A 15,890-nucleotide genomic window follows, 5' to 3' on the forward strand; every position below is an offset into this window, starting at 1 on the left:
TGTCTCAGGGATCTGCAAGGTATGCGCGTTATCGTCGGGTTGTCGGCCATGCTGGCGGTGTTGTTGCTCTGTGCTTGTGAACGACAGGACGCAGCGCCACTCGATCAGCAACTCTACGTCTGGCAACGGCAATGGACGTCCGCCCATGAGCTCGCGCTGAAAGACAGCCGCAGCGACTTTTCGACCCTGCGCGTGTTGGCCTTGCAGGCATTCCCCAGTGACGGCTGGCATCGGGCGCGGATCGATGCGCCGTTGCTCAAGCACGATGGCCGGCCTCTGATCGCGGTGATTCGTCTCGACGGTCAGCTCAAAAGTCTGGATCAGTCGCAGGTCACGGCGCAGATTCTTCAGGTTGTCGCCGACTGGCAGGCGCAGGGGCTGACCCTGAGTGGCGTCGAGATCGATCATGACGCGGGTAATGCGCGTCTGCCGGAATACACCGAGTTCCTCACACATCTGCATTCCGCGTTGCCCGCATCGTTGCCGCTGAGCATCACCGCGCTGCCGGCGTGGCTCGGCAGTTCACAGCTGCCGGCGTTGTTGGCCACAGTCGACAGCAGCGTGCTGCAGGTGCACGCCGTCAGCGATCCGCGACGCGGCTTGTTCGACCCCGAGCAGGCTCGGCGCTGGGCCAGCGCCTGGGGCAAAATCAGCAGCAAACCGTTCTATCTGGCGTTGCCGGCCTATGGCGTGGCGCTGCTGCCGGATGCCGACGGTGCCCCGGTGGTGGAAAGCGAAGTACCGATCGAACGTGAAGGGCAACGCCGGGAACTGCTCGCCGATCCGTTGCAACTGAGCCGACTTGCAAAAGCGCTGCGCGAGGACCCGCCGGAACATCTGGCCGGGCTGATCTGGTTTCGCCTGCCGCTGGCCAATGATCGTCGGGCCTGGAGCCTGACCACGTTGCGCTCCGTGGCCCGCGGCGATGCGTTGAGCAGCCAACTCGGTCTGGCGTTCAGCGACCACTATGGCCTGCAGGACATCGCCTTGCGCAATGTCGGAAACCTCGACAGTGCCTGGCCCGCACGGATCATCGTCAAGGCCAGCGCTTGCGAAGGCGCCGATGCGCTCGCCGGTTACTCGTTGCAACAGAGCGCGGATCTGCTTACCTTCACCCGCCTGCGCGACGGTCGTTTGCCGGCGGGTGGACAACGCGCCATCGGTTGGGCGCGCTGTGCATTTATTGATCAAGGAGGTTCGCATGTTGACCCGTAACTGGCCCCGCCATCTGCTCTGCCTGAGCCTCAGCCTGCCGCTGGGTTCGGCGTTGGCCTGCGGCCCGGACTTCCCGATGCGCCTTCTCGACAATCGCGGGCAAACCCTGGCCGATTTGCCGGAGGGCAACTTCAACTTCGAGATCAGCCGCCTCGGCAAGACCATTGCCGGGCTGAAGAACGTCACCGCTGCGACGCACAATCCCGACGACATGTACGGCGACGCAAGCGAGCCTGCTGCGCTGCGCGAAAAAGCCGAGCAGGTCGGTCTGAGCGCCGAACAACAGGCGCTGGTCAAGCAACTGCGTGGCCTGACCGATGCGCGTCAGGTCGAGGCGCAGGGCGCCAGCCTGCCAGCGGAAATCCGTTTGTACGTGGCCGGCGCGGTGGCGTTTGCCACTGGCGATCATCCGCTGGCGATCGAATACTTCAACAAAGTGCTGGCACTGCCGGCCGATCAGCGCCCGCTGCGCAGCACCTGGGCGGCGTATTCCCTGGGCCGTGCCTGGTTTGCCACGAGTGCCGAGGCGGGCGATGTCATCGAAGTGCTGGAGGACGCACGTGCGGCCTTCCGTCAGGCTCGACAACTGAGCATCGATGGCTTCAGTGATCCGCTGGAACTCGGTGTGGCCAGCCTCGGTGAAGAGGCGCGGGTGCTGCGCAACGCTGGTGACTGGAACGGCGCCATCGAACTGTATGAAGCGCAGAACCTGCACGGTTCGGCCGTGGGTTACACCTCGCTGAAACAACTGATGAATGAGCTGGCCGAACTGCCCGAGCCGCAACTGGCGAAGCTGCTGGAGCGCAAGGCGGTGCAGCAACTGGTTACCGCTTCGTTGATCAGCCGCATGGGTTGGTCATTCGACGAACAACCGCCGAACGAGAAGAAACTGATCAAGCTGCTGCAGGACAGCACCCGTGGCAGCCTGGAAAACGCCGATCGACTGGCGGCGATGAATTATCAACAGGGTGATTACGCCAGCGCCAAAGCCTTCCTTGAAAACGCCGGTGACGGCGGATTGGCGTGGTGGTTGCGGGCCAAGCTGGCGGTGCGTGACGGTGATAAAAATGCCGCGGCTGCCGCCTATGCCCAAGCCGCGCAGGCGTTCCCGCAGAGCGAAGATTGGGGCTACCGGCGCACCCCTGACTGGGACTTCGAAACCGTCCAGCCGAAATGCCGGGTCGAGGGCGAAAGTGCGATTCTCGCGCTGCAACGTGGCGAATACCTGCAAGCGTTCGTGCAGTTGTATCGCAGCAACAGCATCTACTGGTTCGACGCGGCGACGGTGGCCGAGCGCGTGCTGACGGTCGATGAGCTCAAGCGCTATGTCGATGACAACGTACCGGCGCCGCCGGCATTGACCCAGCAGCAGCGCGACAACTACGTGCCGCTGCCGGTCGCCGCCAGCCTGCGCAATCTGCTGGGACGGCGCTTGCTGCGTGAAGGGCATTACGAGGAAGCGGTCGGCTATTTCGACAATCCCGATCTGCAGCACAAGGCCCGTCTGTACGGCGAGCAACGGATGAAGGCTGACGCTGCGTGGTGGCCGACCAAACGCGCCAGCGCCTTGTACAACGCGGCGTGGACCGCGCGTGAATGGGGCATGGACATTCTCGGTTACGAGATGGCGCCGGACTACGCCACGTTTGGCGGCAACTACAGCCTGGAAAACACCGAGCTGAAAGTCGGGCCGCTGGTGGCCGAGGCTGAAGTCCAGCGCCAGAAGGCCAGTGAAGCGCAGCCGGATGAGCGTTATCACTACCGTTTTGTCGCCACCGCGCTGGCCAGCCGGGCCGCGGATAATTTGCCGCACACCAGTCAGGCGTTTGCGGCGGTGTTGTGTAACGCTGCGGGTTTCAACAGCAGCCTGGAAGAGCAGAGCGCGCTGTATCGACGCTACGTCAATGAAGGCCCGTACGTGCCGTGGGCGTTGGACTTCGGTAATCAGTGCCCCTATCCGGATTTCGAAAACGCCGACAAGCGTTACGTCACCCAGGTGACCGATGCCGCGCGCATGGCTCTGCGGCCTTACAAATGGCCGGTACAGATCGGCGCGATCGTACTGGCGGTCGGCGTTGCATTGGCGCTGATCAGCCGGCGCCAACGCAAGGTCCGCAAACCCTAGGCCTGCTGGATAAACGTCAGGCGTACGGCGAAGCCGATCAGCAGGCTGCCGAACAGCCATTGCTGAACGCGTTGGGCGGTTGGACTGTGTTGCAGCCAACGGCCCAGCGCCGCGCCGATCAGGGCATAGGCACTGTCGAACAGCAGCCCGATGCCCACCAGCAACCCGCCGAGGGTGGCAAACTGGGTCAGCACTGCTGCGCCGTCATTGACGATGAATTGTGGCAACAGCACCGAGCAGAACAGCAAGGCCTTGGGGTTGAGCAGATTGGTCAGCAGGCCACGACGAATCGCCTCGCGCCATTGTCCTTGGGTGGCAGTCACGGCAGCCGTATTCAGGTTCGGCAGCAGGCTGCTGCGCAAGCATTGAATGCCGATCCACAGCAGGTACGCCGCACCGGCCAGGCGCACCAGATCAAACGTCCACGGCGCCGCCTTGAACAGCGCCGCCAGACCCAATGCCGCCAATGCCACGTGACAGCCCCGGGCGATCGCCAGGCCAACGGCGGTTGCCAGCGCCGCACCGCGACCCTGGCGGGCACCGGTTTGCAGCAACAGAATCATGTCCGGGCCGGGCAACAGGAAGACCACCGCCAATGCCAGAAAAAACAGCCAGAAACTCGTCATGTCGCAGCCCTTTCGTTATCGATTCGGTGAGCAAAGTCTATGGCGCAAGGGCGGGGCAGGTGCTTGCGAAGTCAGCTTCAAAAACCCTTGGGATTGGCATAACCTGCTTTCTTTTTGTGCCTTGACCAGCAGGATCTGCCAAACATGAAACTCGACGCTTTTGATCGCAAGATTCTCGCTGCCTTGCAGCGCAACGGACGGCTGAGCAATGTCGAGCTGGCGGACGAGATCGGCCTGTCGGCGTCACCTTGCTTGCGCCGGGTGCGGATGCTGGAGGAGGCCGGGGTGATTCGTGGCTACCAGGCCAACCTCGATCGCGATGAAGTGGGACTGGGGCTGACGGTGTTTGTCGGGGTCAAGGTCGAGCGCCACAACGATGAGCAGGCCGAAGCCTTTTACGCGGCAGTCACCGCCCTGCCGGAGGTGATCTCGGCGTTTCTGGTGTCGGGGGAGTCGGACTTTCTGTTGCAGGTGGTGGTGCCGGACCTGCGCGCGTATGACCGGTTTCTCAGCGGCTGCCTGCTGAAGCTGCCGGGGGTGAGTGACATTCGCAGCAACTTTGCGATTCACACGGTGAAGACGCCGGGGGCGTTGCCGTTGGGGCATCTTCCGCTGTAGAGCGGGTTGCTCCCACATTCGACCGCAATCCTCCAGCAGGAACACGGTCAACTGTGGGAGCTTTCTTGCCAGCGATAGCGGTGTGTCAGCGACCGCAACGGTTAAAGGACTGACGCCATCGCTGGCAAGCCAGCTCCCACAGGGTTTGGGTGACCACCTACATTTGCGTCGCCATCCCCTCGACATTCATCGCCGCCTGACGCAGCGCCTCGGAGCGGGTCGGGTGCGGATGGCAAGTCAGCGCGATATCTTCGGCAGACGCACTGAACTCCATGGCCACGCAGTATTCACCGATCATTTCACTGACGCTCGGGCCGACCAGGTGCACGCCGAGGATCTCGTCCGTGCGTTCGTCGGCGAGGACTTTGGCGAAGCCTTCGGTCTCATGGTTGATCTTGGCCCGGCTGTTGGCGGTGAACGGGAATTTACCGACTTTATAGGTGCGCCCTTCAGCCTTGAGCTGCTCCTCGGTCTTGCCGACGCTGGCCAGCTCGGGCCGGGTGTAGATGACGTTGGGAATCAAGTCGTAATTGACCTCGCCGGCCTTGCCGACGATCTGTTCCACGCAGGCCATCGCTTCGTCTTCGGCCTTGTGCGCAAGCATCGGGCCTGATGTCACGTCACCGATCACCCATACGCCGGTTGCCTCGGTACGGTGCTGGCGGTTGGCGAGCATGCCGCGTTTGTCGGTGCTCAGGCCGACGTTCTCCAGGCCCAGGCCTTTGGTGTACGGGCGCCGGCCGATCGCGACCAGTACGTAGTCGGCTTCCAGTAACTCGGCGCTGCCACCGGCGGCGGGTTCGACGCTGAGCTGCACACCGTTGACCGAGGGGGTGGCGCTGGTGACCTTCGAGCTCAATTTGAAGCTGATGCCTTGCTTGCTCAGCGCACGCTGGAGGGTTTTGCCGGCCTCGCCATCAACACCCGGGCAGATGCGGTCGAGGTATTCGACCACGGTCACCTGGGCGCCGAGGCGGCGCCAGACCGAACCCAGCTCCAGGCCGATCACCCCCGCGCCGATCACTACCAGATGCTTGGGCACTTCACTCAGCGACAGCGCGCCGGTGGAGTCGAGGATGCGTTTGTTGTCGATCTCGACGCCGGGCAGGGGCGTGGGTTCGGAGCCGGTAGCGATGATGATGTCCTTGGCGCTCAGCTCGGTTTTGTTGCCTTGATCGTCGGTCACCGTGACTTTGCCCGGGCCGTCGATGTGACCCCAGCCTTTGATCCAGTCGAGCTTGTTTTTGCGAAACAGAAACTCGATGCCTTTGGTCAGGCCGCTCACGCTTTCGTCTTTCTGTTTCATCATTTGCGTGAGGTTGAGCGTGGGTTTGACCTCGATGCCGAGGTTGGCGAATTCCGCACCCATGGCCGCGTCGTACAGCTCCGAAGCATGCAGCAAGGCCTTCGACGGCATGCAACCGACGTTCAGGCAGGTGCCGCCGAGGGTGGCGCGGCCTTCCACGCAGGCTGCCTTCAGGCCCAACTGGCCGGCGCGGATCGCCGCGTTATAACCACCGGGGCCGCCGCCCAGAATGACCACATCGTAGTTGCTCATGCTGTTGCTCCTCGTTGGGGATGCGGATCGCTAAAAGTAGTCGGTCGATAAAATTACGAACGTAATATGTGCGTTTCCGGACATTTCGGTCAAGGCTTCAGGCAAGCGACAGGTTGCGCATCTTTAGATAAGCGAATTTGTGTACGAATATTTCACGCTTTTCGTTATATCGTAACGATAAGACCGGTGAATCAATTGCTTTGGGGTGATATGCAAGTCGATCTGGATGTCGATGGCACGCAAGTGACCGGGTTGCCGCGCTTTCAACAAGCGGCCACACAGGGGCGACGCTTGCGTCGTCTGGCCATCGGTCTCGGCGGATTGGCCGGGGCAGGGTGGGTGCTGGCGCTGTTTGTCGAACTGTTTGCCGCGCAATCGATATGGCCGGCCTTGTTGGTGAATTTGGGCGCGGCTTTGCTGGTGTTGGTCGCCGGCTTGCAGTCGGCGTGGTGGGTGACGCAATGGCGTGCAGGGGTGATTGACCCGCCGGTATCGGTGGCGCTGACCGAGGAGCTGGAGCCAGTAGCGCCGGATGGCTGGTACGAACGGCTGCTGGAGCGGTTGAGTCAGTGCGGCCTGCACCTGCTCGGTCAGATTGGCGCGGCCACGTTGTGGCTGGGCGGCTGGTCAGTACTGGTGGTGCTCGCCGTCGGGCAGGTGTGGAATCTGGCATTGCCTGCCGCTGCGGTCGGGTTGTCGGCCACGGTGGGCGCGGCGCTGATGTTGCTGTTGGGTTTCGGCTTGCTGGTGCTGGAGCGGCAACTGGCTCAGGAAAACCCGGCGCAATGGCCGGAAGCCGGAAACCTCGCACAATTGGCGCGGGTGGCGATCATCAGTCTGGTGCTGGGCGCGTTGTGCCTGTTGTTCGCCAGCGACGCTTCGGTGTGGCCCGTGCGCCTTGCGGTATTGATTGGAATCTTGCCGGGAATGGTCGCGATCGAGTTGCTATTGCGCGCGGTCCTGTCGGTTTTCAGTCCCCGTCGCGAGCAGCTCGAACCGACCCTGCTGGCACGCAGTTTTGTCGCTGACATGCTGCGCTGGCCGCCGCAGCCGCTGCTGGCCTTGCAGCACGAATTGCACAATCGTTTCGGCATCGATCTGCGCCAGATCTGGGCGTTCAGTTACATGCGCCGCGCCTTTCTGCCGGTGCTGGCGCTGGTCGCTGCGGTCGGCTGGATGCTGACCGGGATCCACGAAATCCCGCTGCAAGGGCGCGGTATCTACGAGCGTTTCGGCAAACCGGTGCAAGTGTTCGGCCCCGGATTGCACGCTGGGTTGCCGTGGCCGCTGGGCCGAGTATTGAGCGTCGAGAATGGCGTGGTGCACGAGTTGGCAACCAGCGTCGGCGATGCTCCTGCCCCGACCCAGGCTGATCCTGCCGAAGGCCCGGCGCCGATGGCCGCCAACCGCTTGTGGGATGCCAGCCACGTCAATGACAAATCCCAGGTGATCGCCAGCAGCCGTGGCGATCAGCAGAGCTTTCAGATCGTCAACATGGACGTGCGCTTCGTTTATCGCATTGGTCTGCGTGATCAGGATGCCTTGGCCGCCACTTACAACAACGCTGATGTGCCGACGCTGATCCGCAGCACCGCGAGCCGGATTCTGGTGCACGATTTTGCCTCGCGCACCCTCGACGGTCTACTCGGTGCTGACCGGGTAGGGCTGGGCGAAGAAATCGGCCGCGCAGTGCAAGGTGATCTACAGAAACTCGACAGCGGTGTTGAGATTCTCGCCACCGTGGTCGAAGCAATTCATCCACCCGCCGGCGCCGCCAATGCTTATCACGGCGTGCAAGCCGCGCAGATCGGCGCGCAGGCGTTGATCTCCCGTGAGCGCGGTGCTGCGGCAGAGGCGAGTAACCAGGCACAGTTGCAGGCCAGTCTCGCCCGCGATCAGGCGAGTGCCAGCGCCCGTGAAATCAACGCCACCGCGCAGGCGGCGGATCTGAAATTCAAGGCTGAGCAGAAAGCCTATGCCAGCGCTGGCCAGGCGTTCGTGCTCGAGCAATATCTGAGTCAGCTCAGCCTCGGCTTGAGCAAGGCCAAACTATTGGTACTCGACCACCGTTTAGGCGGCAGCAGCAATGCGCCGACCATCGATCTGCGTACGTTTACGCTGCCGGCTGATCCGACGCCTGCGCGCACTACCGCTCAACCAGGAGTTGCCCCTTGAGCCAGTCGCACACTCACGATTCGCATGACCACAGCGGCCACGATCATGGCCACGCCGGGCATCACCATCATCATGGGCATCATCACCACGGTGTGCCGGAAGAGGCGGGGCCATTCCCGTGGCGGCGCATGGGCTGGGCGTTGTTGCTGGTGGGGTTTGCCATCGCGGCGGCAAGCCTGGTCCAGGTGCGCTCGGGCGAGGCCACCGTCATCACTCGTTTCGGTAATCCGTCGCGGGTACTGCTTGAGCCGGGTTTGAGCTGGCGCTGGCCGGCGCCGTTCGAAGCGGCGATCCCGGTGGATCTGCGCCTGCGTACCACCTCCAGTGGGTTGCAGGATGTCGGCACCCGCGACGGTTTGCGCATCATCGTTCAGGCCTACGTGGCGTGGCAGGTGCAGGGCGACCCGGACAATGTGCAGCGTTTCATGCGCGCGGTGCAGAACCAGCCGGACGAAGCGGCGCGGCAGATTCGCACCTTTGTCGGTTCGGCGCTGGAGACCACCGCCAGCAGTTTCGACCTGGCGGATCTGGTGAACACCGATGCCAGCAAAGTGCGTATTGCCGATTTCGAAGCGCAACTGCGTCAGCAGATCGACCAGCAACTGCTCGCCACCTACGGTGTGCGTGTGGTGCAGGTGGGCATCGAACGCCTGACCTTGCCTTCGGTCACGCTCACCGCCACAGTCGATCGGATGCGCGCCGAGCGTGAAACAATTGCCACCGAACGCACCGCCATTGGCAAGCGAGAAGCCGCGCAAATTCGTTCTGCGGCCGAGCGCGATGCGCGAATTGTCCAGGCCGATGCCACGGTTAAGGCCGCAGAAATCGAAGCACAGTCGCGGGTCGAAGCCGCGCAAATCTACGGCCGTGCCTACGCTGGCTCGCCGCAGCTGTACAACCTGCTGCGCTCGCTCGATACCCTCGGCACCATCGTGACCCCGGACACCAAGCTGATCCTGCGTACCGACGCCGCGCCATTCCGCGTGCTCGTGGACGGCCCGCCGAATGTTGAAAATAAATTCGGATCGCAGCCATGAGTGATGAAGTTCCACGTGGAACACATTCGTTGAGCAGTCCGTGGATTCAGGCCGGACGCCTGGCGTTTTTCGCCTTATATGCGGTGACGGTATTGGCTGCGTTGGCGTGGGCGTTTTCCAATGTGCGGCAGATTGATCCGCAAAATCGCGCGGTTGTCTTGCACTTTGGCGCACTGCAACGCGTCCAGAATGCCGGGCTGTTGCTGGCCTGGCCGCAGCCGTTCGAGCAGGTGGTTTTGCTGCCGGCGGCGGATCGGGTCATCGAGCGCCGAGTGGAAAACCTGCTGCGCAGCAGTGAGGCGATCAAGGCTGATCGTGTAGCAACCTTCGCCACGCCACTGAGCGATGCACTGGCCGGTTCCGGCTATTTACTGACCGGCGACGCCGGCGTGGTGCAACTGGATGTGCGGGTGTTTTACAAAGTCAGCGATCCCTATGACTTCGTGCTGCAGGGTGATCATGTGCTGCCAGCACTGGATCGGCTGGTCACCCGCAGCGCTGTGGCCCTGACCGCTGCTCGGGATCTGGATACGATTCTGGTCGCTCGGCCGGAATTGATCGGTGCCGACAATCAAGCGGCTGAACGTCGTGAGCGTCTGCGCGGTGATCTGGTGCAAGGCATCAACAAGCGTCTGGCTGAATTGAAGGCGAGCGGGCAGGGCATCGGCATCGAAGTGGCGCGGGTCGATGTTCAATCGAGTCTGCCCGACCCGGCCGTCAGTGCCTTTAATGCGGTGTTGACCGCCAGTCAGCAGGCCGACAAAGCCGTCGCCAATGCACGCACCGAGGCGGAAAAACTCACCCAAACCGCCAACGAACAAGCCGACCGTACTCTGCAAGTGGCCCATGCTCAGGCCGGCGAACGGCTGGCAAAAGCCTCTGCCGACACTGCCACGGTAATGAGCCTGGCCAAGGCGCAACAACAGGGCACCGACCCGCAGATGCTCCTGCGGCTATACCGCGAACGCATGCCGAAGATCCTCGGCCAGGCCGGGTCAGTGACCACGGTCGATCCGAAAGATGATTCCCGCCTGATCATTCAGGGAGCCAGTAAATGACTGCGACCACCGCTGCACCGAGCCTGTTGTCCTCGGCCGAACAGCGCCGCGCTGCACGGCAATTGACACTGGCGATGCTCGCCCTTGGCTTGCTCGGCCTCGGTCTGATCTGGCGTTGGCTGGTGCCGGAGCAAACCGGTGTCAGTCAGTTGCTGCTGGGTTCCGCCTCCTTATTAGTGGCGGTGCCGGTGATGCGCTCGGCGTGGTACAGCCTGCGTTATCCAAGCCTGCACGGCATCACCGATCAACTGATTGCCCTGGCGATGCTCGGTGCGTGGGCGACCGGCGATCTGCTGACGGCGGCGTTGCTGCCAATCATTATGATCTTCGGCCATGTGCTGGAAGAGCGCAGCGTGATCGGCTCGCAGGAAGCGATTCATGCTCTCGGCCAATTGACCCGCAGCCACGCGCGCAAGATTCAGGCGGACGGCTCGATCATCGAAGTCGATAACGGCACGCTCAAACCCGGCGACACGGTCGAGGTGCGTGCAGGAGATCGGGTGCCGGCGGATGGCCGGGTGCTGTTCGGTCAGGCCAGCCTCGACACGGCGTCGATCACCGGCGAATCGGTTCCGGTGGAAACGGCGGTGGGCATGACGGTGTTTGGCGGGGCGATCAACCTCGACGGCTTGCTGCGCGTTGAGGTGACCCGTACCGGCGATCAATCGACGTTGGGCAAAGTCATCGCGCTGATGCAGAACGCCGAGCGCTCGAAGCCACCGATCACCCGCCTGCTTGAACGTTATGCCGGCAGCTACATGGTGCTGGTGTTGCTGTTGGCGGCGGTGACCTGGTTTGTCACTAATGACGCGCAAGCGATGCTCGCGGTGCTGGTGGCGGCCTGTCCCTGTGCCTTGGTGCTGTCGGCACCGGCCACGGCGATTGCCGGAGTGGCGGTGGCAGCGCGCCACGGTATTCTGATCCGCAGCTCGGCGTTCCTTGAGGAGTTGGCAGACCTCACATCACTGGTGGTCGACAAGACCGGCACGCTGACTTACGGCACCTTGCGTTTGCAATCGATCAGCAGCCCGCGTCTGGATCAGGCCTCGGTGATGGCGCTGGCCGCCAGTCTCGGTGCGGCCAGCAGTCATCCTGTCAGCCGGGCGTTGGCGGGGCTGGTGAGTCAGGAGCAGAGCCTGCCGCTGACGGACATTCACGAGCGTCAGGGCCTCGGGGTCGTGGCCATGACCGCGCAAGGCGAGGCGGCGCTGGGACGTCCCGAACTGTTCGCGCAACTGGGCATCGTCACTACCATCGTTCCCGAGCACGACGGGCCGATTGCCGGATTGGCGCTGAACGGCGAATTTGTCGCCTGGCTGTTGCTGGCCGACAGCGTCAAACCGGAAGCGCGCTTTGCCCTCGCTGAATTGCGCGAACTGGGGCTGGGTCGCCAGTTGCTGCTGACCGGCGACCGCCAGAGTGTTGCGCAGACCCTGGCCCGCGAGGTCGGCCTGCAAGAGGTGGAAGCGCAGGCGCTGCCTGAGGACAAGCTCAACCGCGTGCTCAAGGAAATCGACAACGGTTTCCGGCCGATGGTGGTGGGTGACGGCATCAATGATTCGCTGGCGCTCAAGGCCGGGGTGGTGGGTGTGGCGATGGGCGCCGGCGGTGCCGACATCGCGCTGGCCTCGGCGGATATCGTGTTGATCGGCAGCGATCTGCGCCGTCTGGGCACCTGTGTGCGGCTGAGTCGTCAGTGCCGTCGAACCTTGCAGGTCAACGTGATCATCGGTCTGGGCTGGACCCTGGCGATCGTGGTGTTTGCGGCATTCGGCTGGCTCGGCGCGGCCGGAGCGATGATCGCCGCGCTGCTGCACAACCTCAGCACGCTGCTGGTGTTGGGCAATGCCGGACGGTTGCTGCGGTTTCAGGAGCCGCTGCTCAAGCTCAAGGATGATCACTGAAGCGGGTTTCAGCGAACTGTGCGCCGAATAGGCAGTCATCTATGAGAGGGCGCACACTTCACGCCGTTACCTGGGCTAAAGCAGTAGTGGGTGCATGACGGCATGTAGGAGCGCCTGGAACGATAGTCTCGGCTAATTAAATCGATAGCCTGCTATTTTTCAAGGATGGTCTACCCTCAGATCTGACGTCTGAAACAAGGGGGATTTTCCATGCTCGCGCAACTTCCACCGGCCTTACAGAATCTGCAGCTTCCGCTTCGCTTGCGACTCTGGGATGGCCATGAGTTCAACCTGGGGCCGACGCCCAGCGTCACCATTGTGGTCAAGGACCCGACGATGGTCACCCAGTTCACCCATCCGAGTCTCGACGCGCTGGGGGCGGCGTTTGTCGAAGGCAGGCTGGAACTGGAGGGCTCGATCAGCGAGGTCATCCGGGTCTGCGACGAATTGAGCAGCGCCTTGCTCGATGAAGACGAAAGCGCGCAGCCAGTGCGTGCGGTGCACGACAAGGAAACCGACGCCAAAGCCATTTCCTATCACTATGACCTGTCCAACGCGTTCTATCAGCTGTGGCTGGACAGCGACATGGCGTATTCCTGCGCGTATTTCGAAACCGGCAGCGAAACTCTGGAACAGGCACAGCAGGCCAAGTTCCGACATCTGTGTCGCAAACTGCGTTTGCAGCCCGGTGATTATCTGCTGGATGTCGGTTGCGGCTGGGGTGGTCTGGCGCGTTACGCCGCGCGTGAATTCGGCGCCAAAGTGTTCGGCATCACCTTGAGCAAGGAACAGCTGGAACTGGCCCGGGAGCGGGTCAAGGCCGAGGGCCTGGAAGATCAGGTTGAGCTGCAATTGCTCGACTACCGCGATCTGCCGCAGGACGGGCGTTTCGACAAGGTAGTCAGCGTCGGCATGTTCGAACACGTCGGCCACGCCAACCTCGCCGAGTACTGCAAGGTCCTGTTCGGCGCGGTGAAGGAGGGCGGTCTGGTGATGAACCACGGCATCACCGCCAAACACACCGATGGCCGTCCCGTGGGACGCGGTGCTGGCGACTTCATAGAGAAATACGTGTTCCCCAACGGCGAGCTGCCGCACCTGGCGATGATTTCGGCCGAGATCAGCGAAGCCGGGCTGGAGATCGTCGACGTCGAAAGCCTGCGCCTGCATTACGCGCGCACGCTGGATCACTGGAGCGAGCGGCTGGAGGACAACCTCGAAGCGGCCGGGAAACTGGTACCGGATCAGGCGTTGCGTATCTGGCGGCTGTATCTGGCTGGATGTGCCTACGCGTTCGCGCGTGGCTGGATCAACCTGCACCAGATTCTTGCGGTGAAGGCGCATGCGGATGGCAGCCATGAACTGCCCTGGACCCGCGACGACATTTATCACCCCTGAGGCCTGACGACCGTTCGCTCGTTCGAGCGAGCGGCCGGTTAAAGAATCGGTGAAATAAGCCGGGCGATCCGCATGCCGAGCTGTTGCAGGCGGTGGATCTCCCGGCTTTCTTCTTTGGCGACTTCATAAGCCTGCTCGAAGTCTTCGTTGAGCATCTGTTCCACTTGGGCGGCGAACTCGCTGTCGACGGTCAGCAGCATCACTTCGAAATTCAGCCGGAACGAGCGGTTGTCCAGATTGGCGCTGCCGATGGCGCTGATTTCGCTGTCGATCAACACCACTTTCTGATGCAGGAACCCCGGCTCGTAGCGGAATACCCGCACGCCGGCGCGTACTGCTTCGAACGCGTAGAGACTGGAAGCAGCGTAGACGATGCGGTGATCCGGACGCGATGGCAGCAGCAGGCGCACGTCGACGCCGCGCAGCACCGCCAGGCGCAACGCGGCGAATACTGCCTCATCGGGAATGAAATACGGGCTGGTGATCCACACTCGTTCCGTCGCCGCGTGGATGGCTTCGACGAAGAACAGTGAACAGGTTTCGTAGGCATCCGCCGGGCCGCTCGCCAGCAATTGGCAGAGCACGCCATCTTCCGGGTAGACATCCGGCAGGATCAGCGGTGGCAACGTCCGCGCGGCCCAGAACCAGTCCTCGGCAAACGACTCCTGCATGCAGGCCACCACCGGCCCGCGCACCTGAACATGGGTATCGCGCCACGGCGCCAGGGGCGGTTTCTCGCCCATGTATTCATCGCCGACGTTATGCCCGCCGACGAAGCCGAGTACGCCATCGACCACGACGATTTTGCGGTGGTTGCGGAAATTCACCTGGAAGCGATTGAGCCAGCCGCTGCGTGTGGCGAAGGCTTTGACCTCGACACCGCCATCGCGCAGCGCCTGCACATAACTGTGGGGCAGGGCGTGGCTGCCGATGCGGTCGTAGAGCAGATGAATTGCCACACCTTCCGCGGCCTTCTTCAGTAACAGGTCGCGCAGGCGCTGCCCGAGGCGGTCGTCATGGATGATGAAAAACTGCACCAGTACGGCTTCGCGCGCTTGATCGATGGCGTGGAAGATCGCCTCGAAGGTCGCGTGGCCATTCACCAGCAGTTGCACCTGGTTGTTCGCCAGGCACGGCATACGCCCCAGTTTGGGCATGGCGCGCAGCGAGGCGTAGGCATTCGAGGCGCGAGCGGTGAGGGCTTCTTCGACCCATGGGCGCCAGTTCAACTCGGAGATCGCCTGACGCATCTGTTCGTTGGCCTGACGCCGCGCCTTGATATAGCCGTCGAAGGTGCTGCGACCGAAAACCAGATAAGGGATGAGGGTCAGGTAGGGAATGAAAATAAGCGACAATGCCCAGGCGATCGAGCCTTGGGCGGTGCGTACGGTCAGCACCGCATGGATGGCGGCGATCAAGCCGAGGCTATGTATCAGGGCGATCAGATAACCGAAAATGTGCGGTCCAAAATAATCCATGGGGCAGCCTTGCTCCTGAAGACTCAATGCGTAACAGACCATGTTCCGAGGCGAATGTCGCTATTTAATTGGTGCATGAACCGAAGCAATCGGCCGACGTCTAACGGCCACTACTGATCAGGAGTTTTTCGATGAACGTTCGTCTGCTGGGTTTGGCGCTGGGCCTGGGTTTGGCAATGCCGGTGGTTGCGCAGGCGCAAATGCTGCAGCCGGGGCTATGGGAAATGACCTCAAGCAACGTCAAGGTCGATGACCAGCCCATGGATGTGCAATCGATCCTTGGCCAGTTGCAAGGCCAGATGACCCCACAGCAGCGTGCGGCGCTGGAAAAGAACGGAATCAACATCGGCGGCAAGGGCATTCGTGCCTGCCTGACGCCGCAGCAAGTGGCGACCAACGATATTCCGCTGGCCGATCCGCAATCGGGCTGCAAACAGCAGATCACCGAACGCACCGGTAACCAGTGGAAATTCCGCTTCAGTTGCCCGAAAGCGCAAGGCACCGGGGTTGCTACGTTCCTCAGTGATCGTGAGTTCACCACGGTGGCCAACGGCACGTTCAATGCGATCGGGATCAACCAGAAGGGCAGTCTGGAAACCCGAGCGGTGTGGTTAGGTCAGGATTGCGGCACCGTGAAGCCAAGAGCTTAAAAGCTTCGCGAGCAAGCCCGCTCCCACAGGGGACAGCACAATCCTTGT

At 62.3% G+C, this 15,890-nt stretch carries 12 protein-coding genes; 9 read left to right on the plus strand and 3 right to left on the minus strand.

Features of this window, described 5'->3' with window-relative positions:
- Positions 1-21 precede the first annotated feature (21 nt).
- Both M0808_RS00830 and M0808_RS00835 read left to right on the plus strand, forming a co-directional pair.
- Positions 22-1,215 (plus strand): DUF3142 domain-containing protein, encoded by a 1,194-nt coding sequence (locus M0808_RS00830; RefSeq protein WP_247839523.1) that lies wholly within the window; start codon positions 22-24, stop codon positions 1,213-1,215.
- On the plus strand, positions 1,202-3,340 hold the full coding sequence (locus M0808_RS00835; protein ID WP_247839525.1) for a hypothetical protein: 2,139 nt from the start codon (positions 1,202-1,204) through the stop codon (positions 3,338-3,340). The genes M0808_RS00830 and M0808_RS00835 overlap by 14 nt, the downstream gene beginning before the upstream one ends.
- On the opposite strand, the gene M0808_RS00840 is transcribed toward M0808_RS00835, so the two are convergent.
- Positions 3,337-3,966 (minus strand): LysE family translocator, encoded by a 630-nt coding sequence (locus M0808_RS00840; RefSeq protein ID WP_247839527.1) that lies wholly within the window; start codon positions 3,964-3,966, stop codon positions 3,337-3,339. The genes M0808_RS00835 and M0808_RS00840 overlap by 4 nt on opposite strands.
- Positions 3,967-4,110: 144 nt before the next feature.
- Between M0808_RS00840 and M0808_RS00845 the strand changes: the two genes are divergently transcribed.
- Positions 4,111-4,584 (plus strand): Lrp/AsnC family transcriptional regulator, encoded by a 474-nt coding sequence (locus M0808_RS00845; protein ID WP_007960832.1) that lies wholly within the window; start codon positions 4,111-4,113, stop codon positions 4,582-4,584.
- Positions 4,585-4,741: 157 nt separating this feature from the next.
- On the opposite strand, the gene lpdA is transcribed toward M0808_RS00845, so the two are convergent.
- Positions 4,742-6,142 (minus strand): dihydrolipoyl dehydrogenase, encoded by a 1,401-nt coding sequence (lpdA, locus tag M0808_RS00850; RefSeq protein ID WP_247839529.1) that lies wholly within the window; start codon positions 6,140-6,142, stop codon positions 4,742-4,744.
- 210 nt (positions 6,143-6,352) lie between these two features.
- Here lpdA and M0808_RS00855 point away from each other — a divergent pair, with 210 nt between their 5' ends.
- The 5 genes from M0808_RS00855 (at position 6,353) to cfaB (ending at position 13,714) form a co-directional block, all read left to right on the plus strand.
- Positions 6,353-8,317: a protease modulator HflK gene (locus M0808_RS00855; RefSeq protein ID WP_247839949.1), complete on the plus strand. Its 1,965-nt coding sequence runs from the start codon at positions 6,353-6,355 to the stop codon at positions 8,315-8,317.
- Positions 8,314-9,354: a protease modulator HflC gene (locus tag M0808_RS00860; protein ID WP_247839531.1), complete on the plus strand. Its 1,041-nt coding sequence runs from the start codon at positions 8,314-8,316 to the stop codon at positions 9,352-9,354. The genes M0808_RS00855 and M0808_RS00860 overlap by 4 nt, the downstream gene beginning before the upstream one ends.
- Positions 9,351-10,412 carry a protease modulator HflK gene (locus M0808_RS00865; RefSeq protein ID WP_247839533.1) on the plus strand — a complete coding sequence of 354 codons (1,062 nt, stop codon included), beginning with the start codon at positions 9,351-9,353 and terminating at the stop codon, positions 10,410-10,412. The genes M0808_RS00860 and M0808_RS00865 overlap by 4 nt, the downstream gene beginning before the upstream one ends.
- Entirely contained in the window at positions 10,409-12,316 is a 1,908-nt protein-coding gene (locus M0808_RS00870) for a heavy metal translocating P-type ATPase (RefSeq protein WP_247839535.1), read from the plus strand. The genes M0808_RS00865 and M0808_RS00870 overlap by 4 nt, the downstream gene beginning before the upstream one ends.
- A gap of 210 nt (positions 12,317-12,526) precedes the next feature.
- Positions 12,527-13,714: a C17 cyclopropane fatty acid synthase CfaB gene (gene cfaB, locus M0808_RS00875; protein WP_247839537.1), complete on the plus strand. Its 1,188-nt coding sequence runs from the start codon at positions 12,527-12,529 to the stop codon at positions 13,712-13,714.
- Between the two features lie 38 nt (positions 13,715-13,752).
- On the opposite strand, the gene cls is transcribed toward cfaB, so the two are convergent.
- Positions 13,753-15,192 (minus strand): cardiolipin synthase, encoded by a 1,440-nt coding sequence (gene cls / locus M0808_RS00880; RefSeq protein WP_247839539.1) that lies wholly within the window; start codon positions 15,190-15,192, stop codon positions 13,753-13,755.
- Between the two features lie 131 nt (positions 15,193-15,323).
- Here cls and M0808_RS00885 point away from each other — a divergent pair, with 131 nt between their 5' ends.
- A complete protein-coding gene (locus M0808_RS00885) occupies positions 15,324-15,842 on the plus strand; it encodes a DUF3617 domain-containing protein (protein WP_027610324.1) in 519 nt (172 codons plus the stop codon).
- Positions 15,843-15,890 lie beyond the last annotated feature (48 nt).

Origin of the sequence: Pseudomonas sp. MWU12-3103b, assembly GCF_023100615.1 — a bacterium.
Taxonomy (GTDB): Bacteria; Pseudomonadota; Gammaproteobacteria; order Pseudomonadales; family Pseudomonadaceae; genus Aquipseudomonas; species Aquipseudomonas putida_A.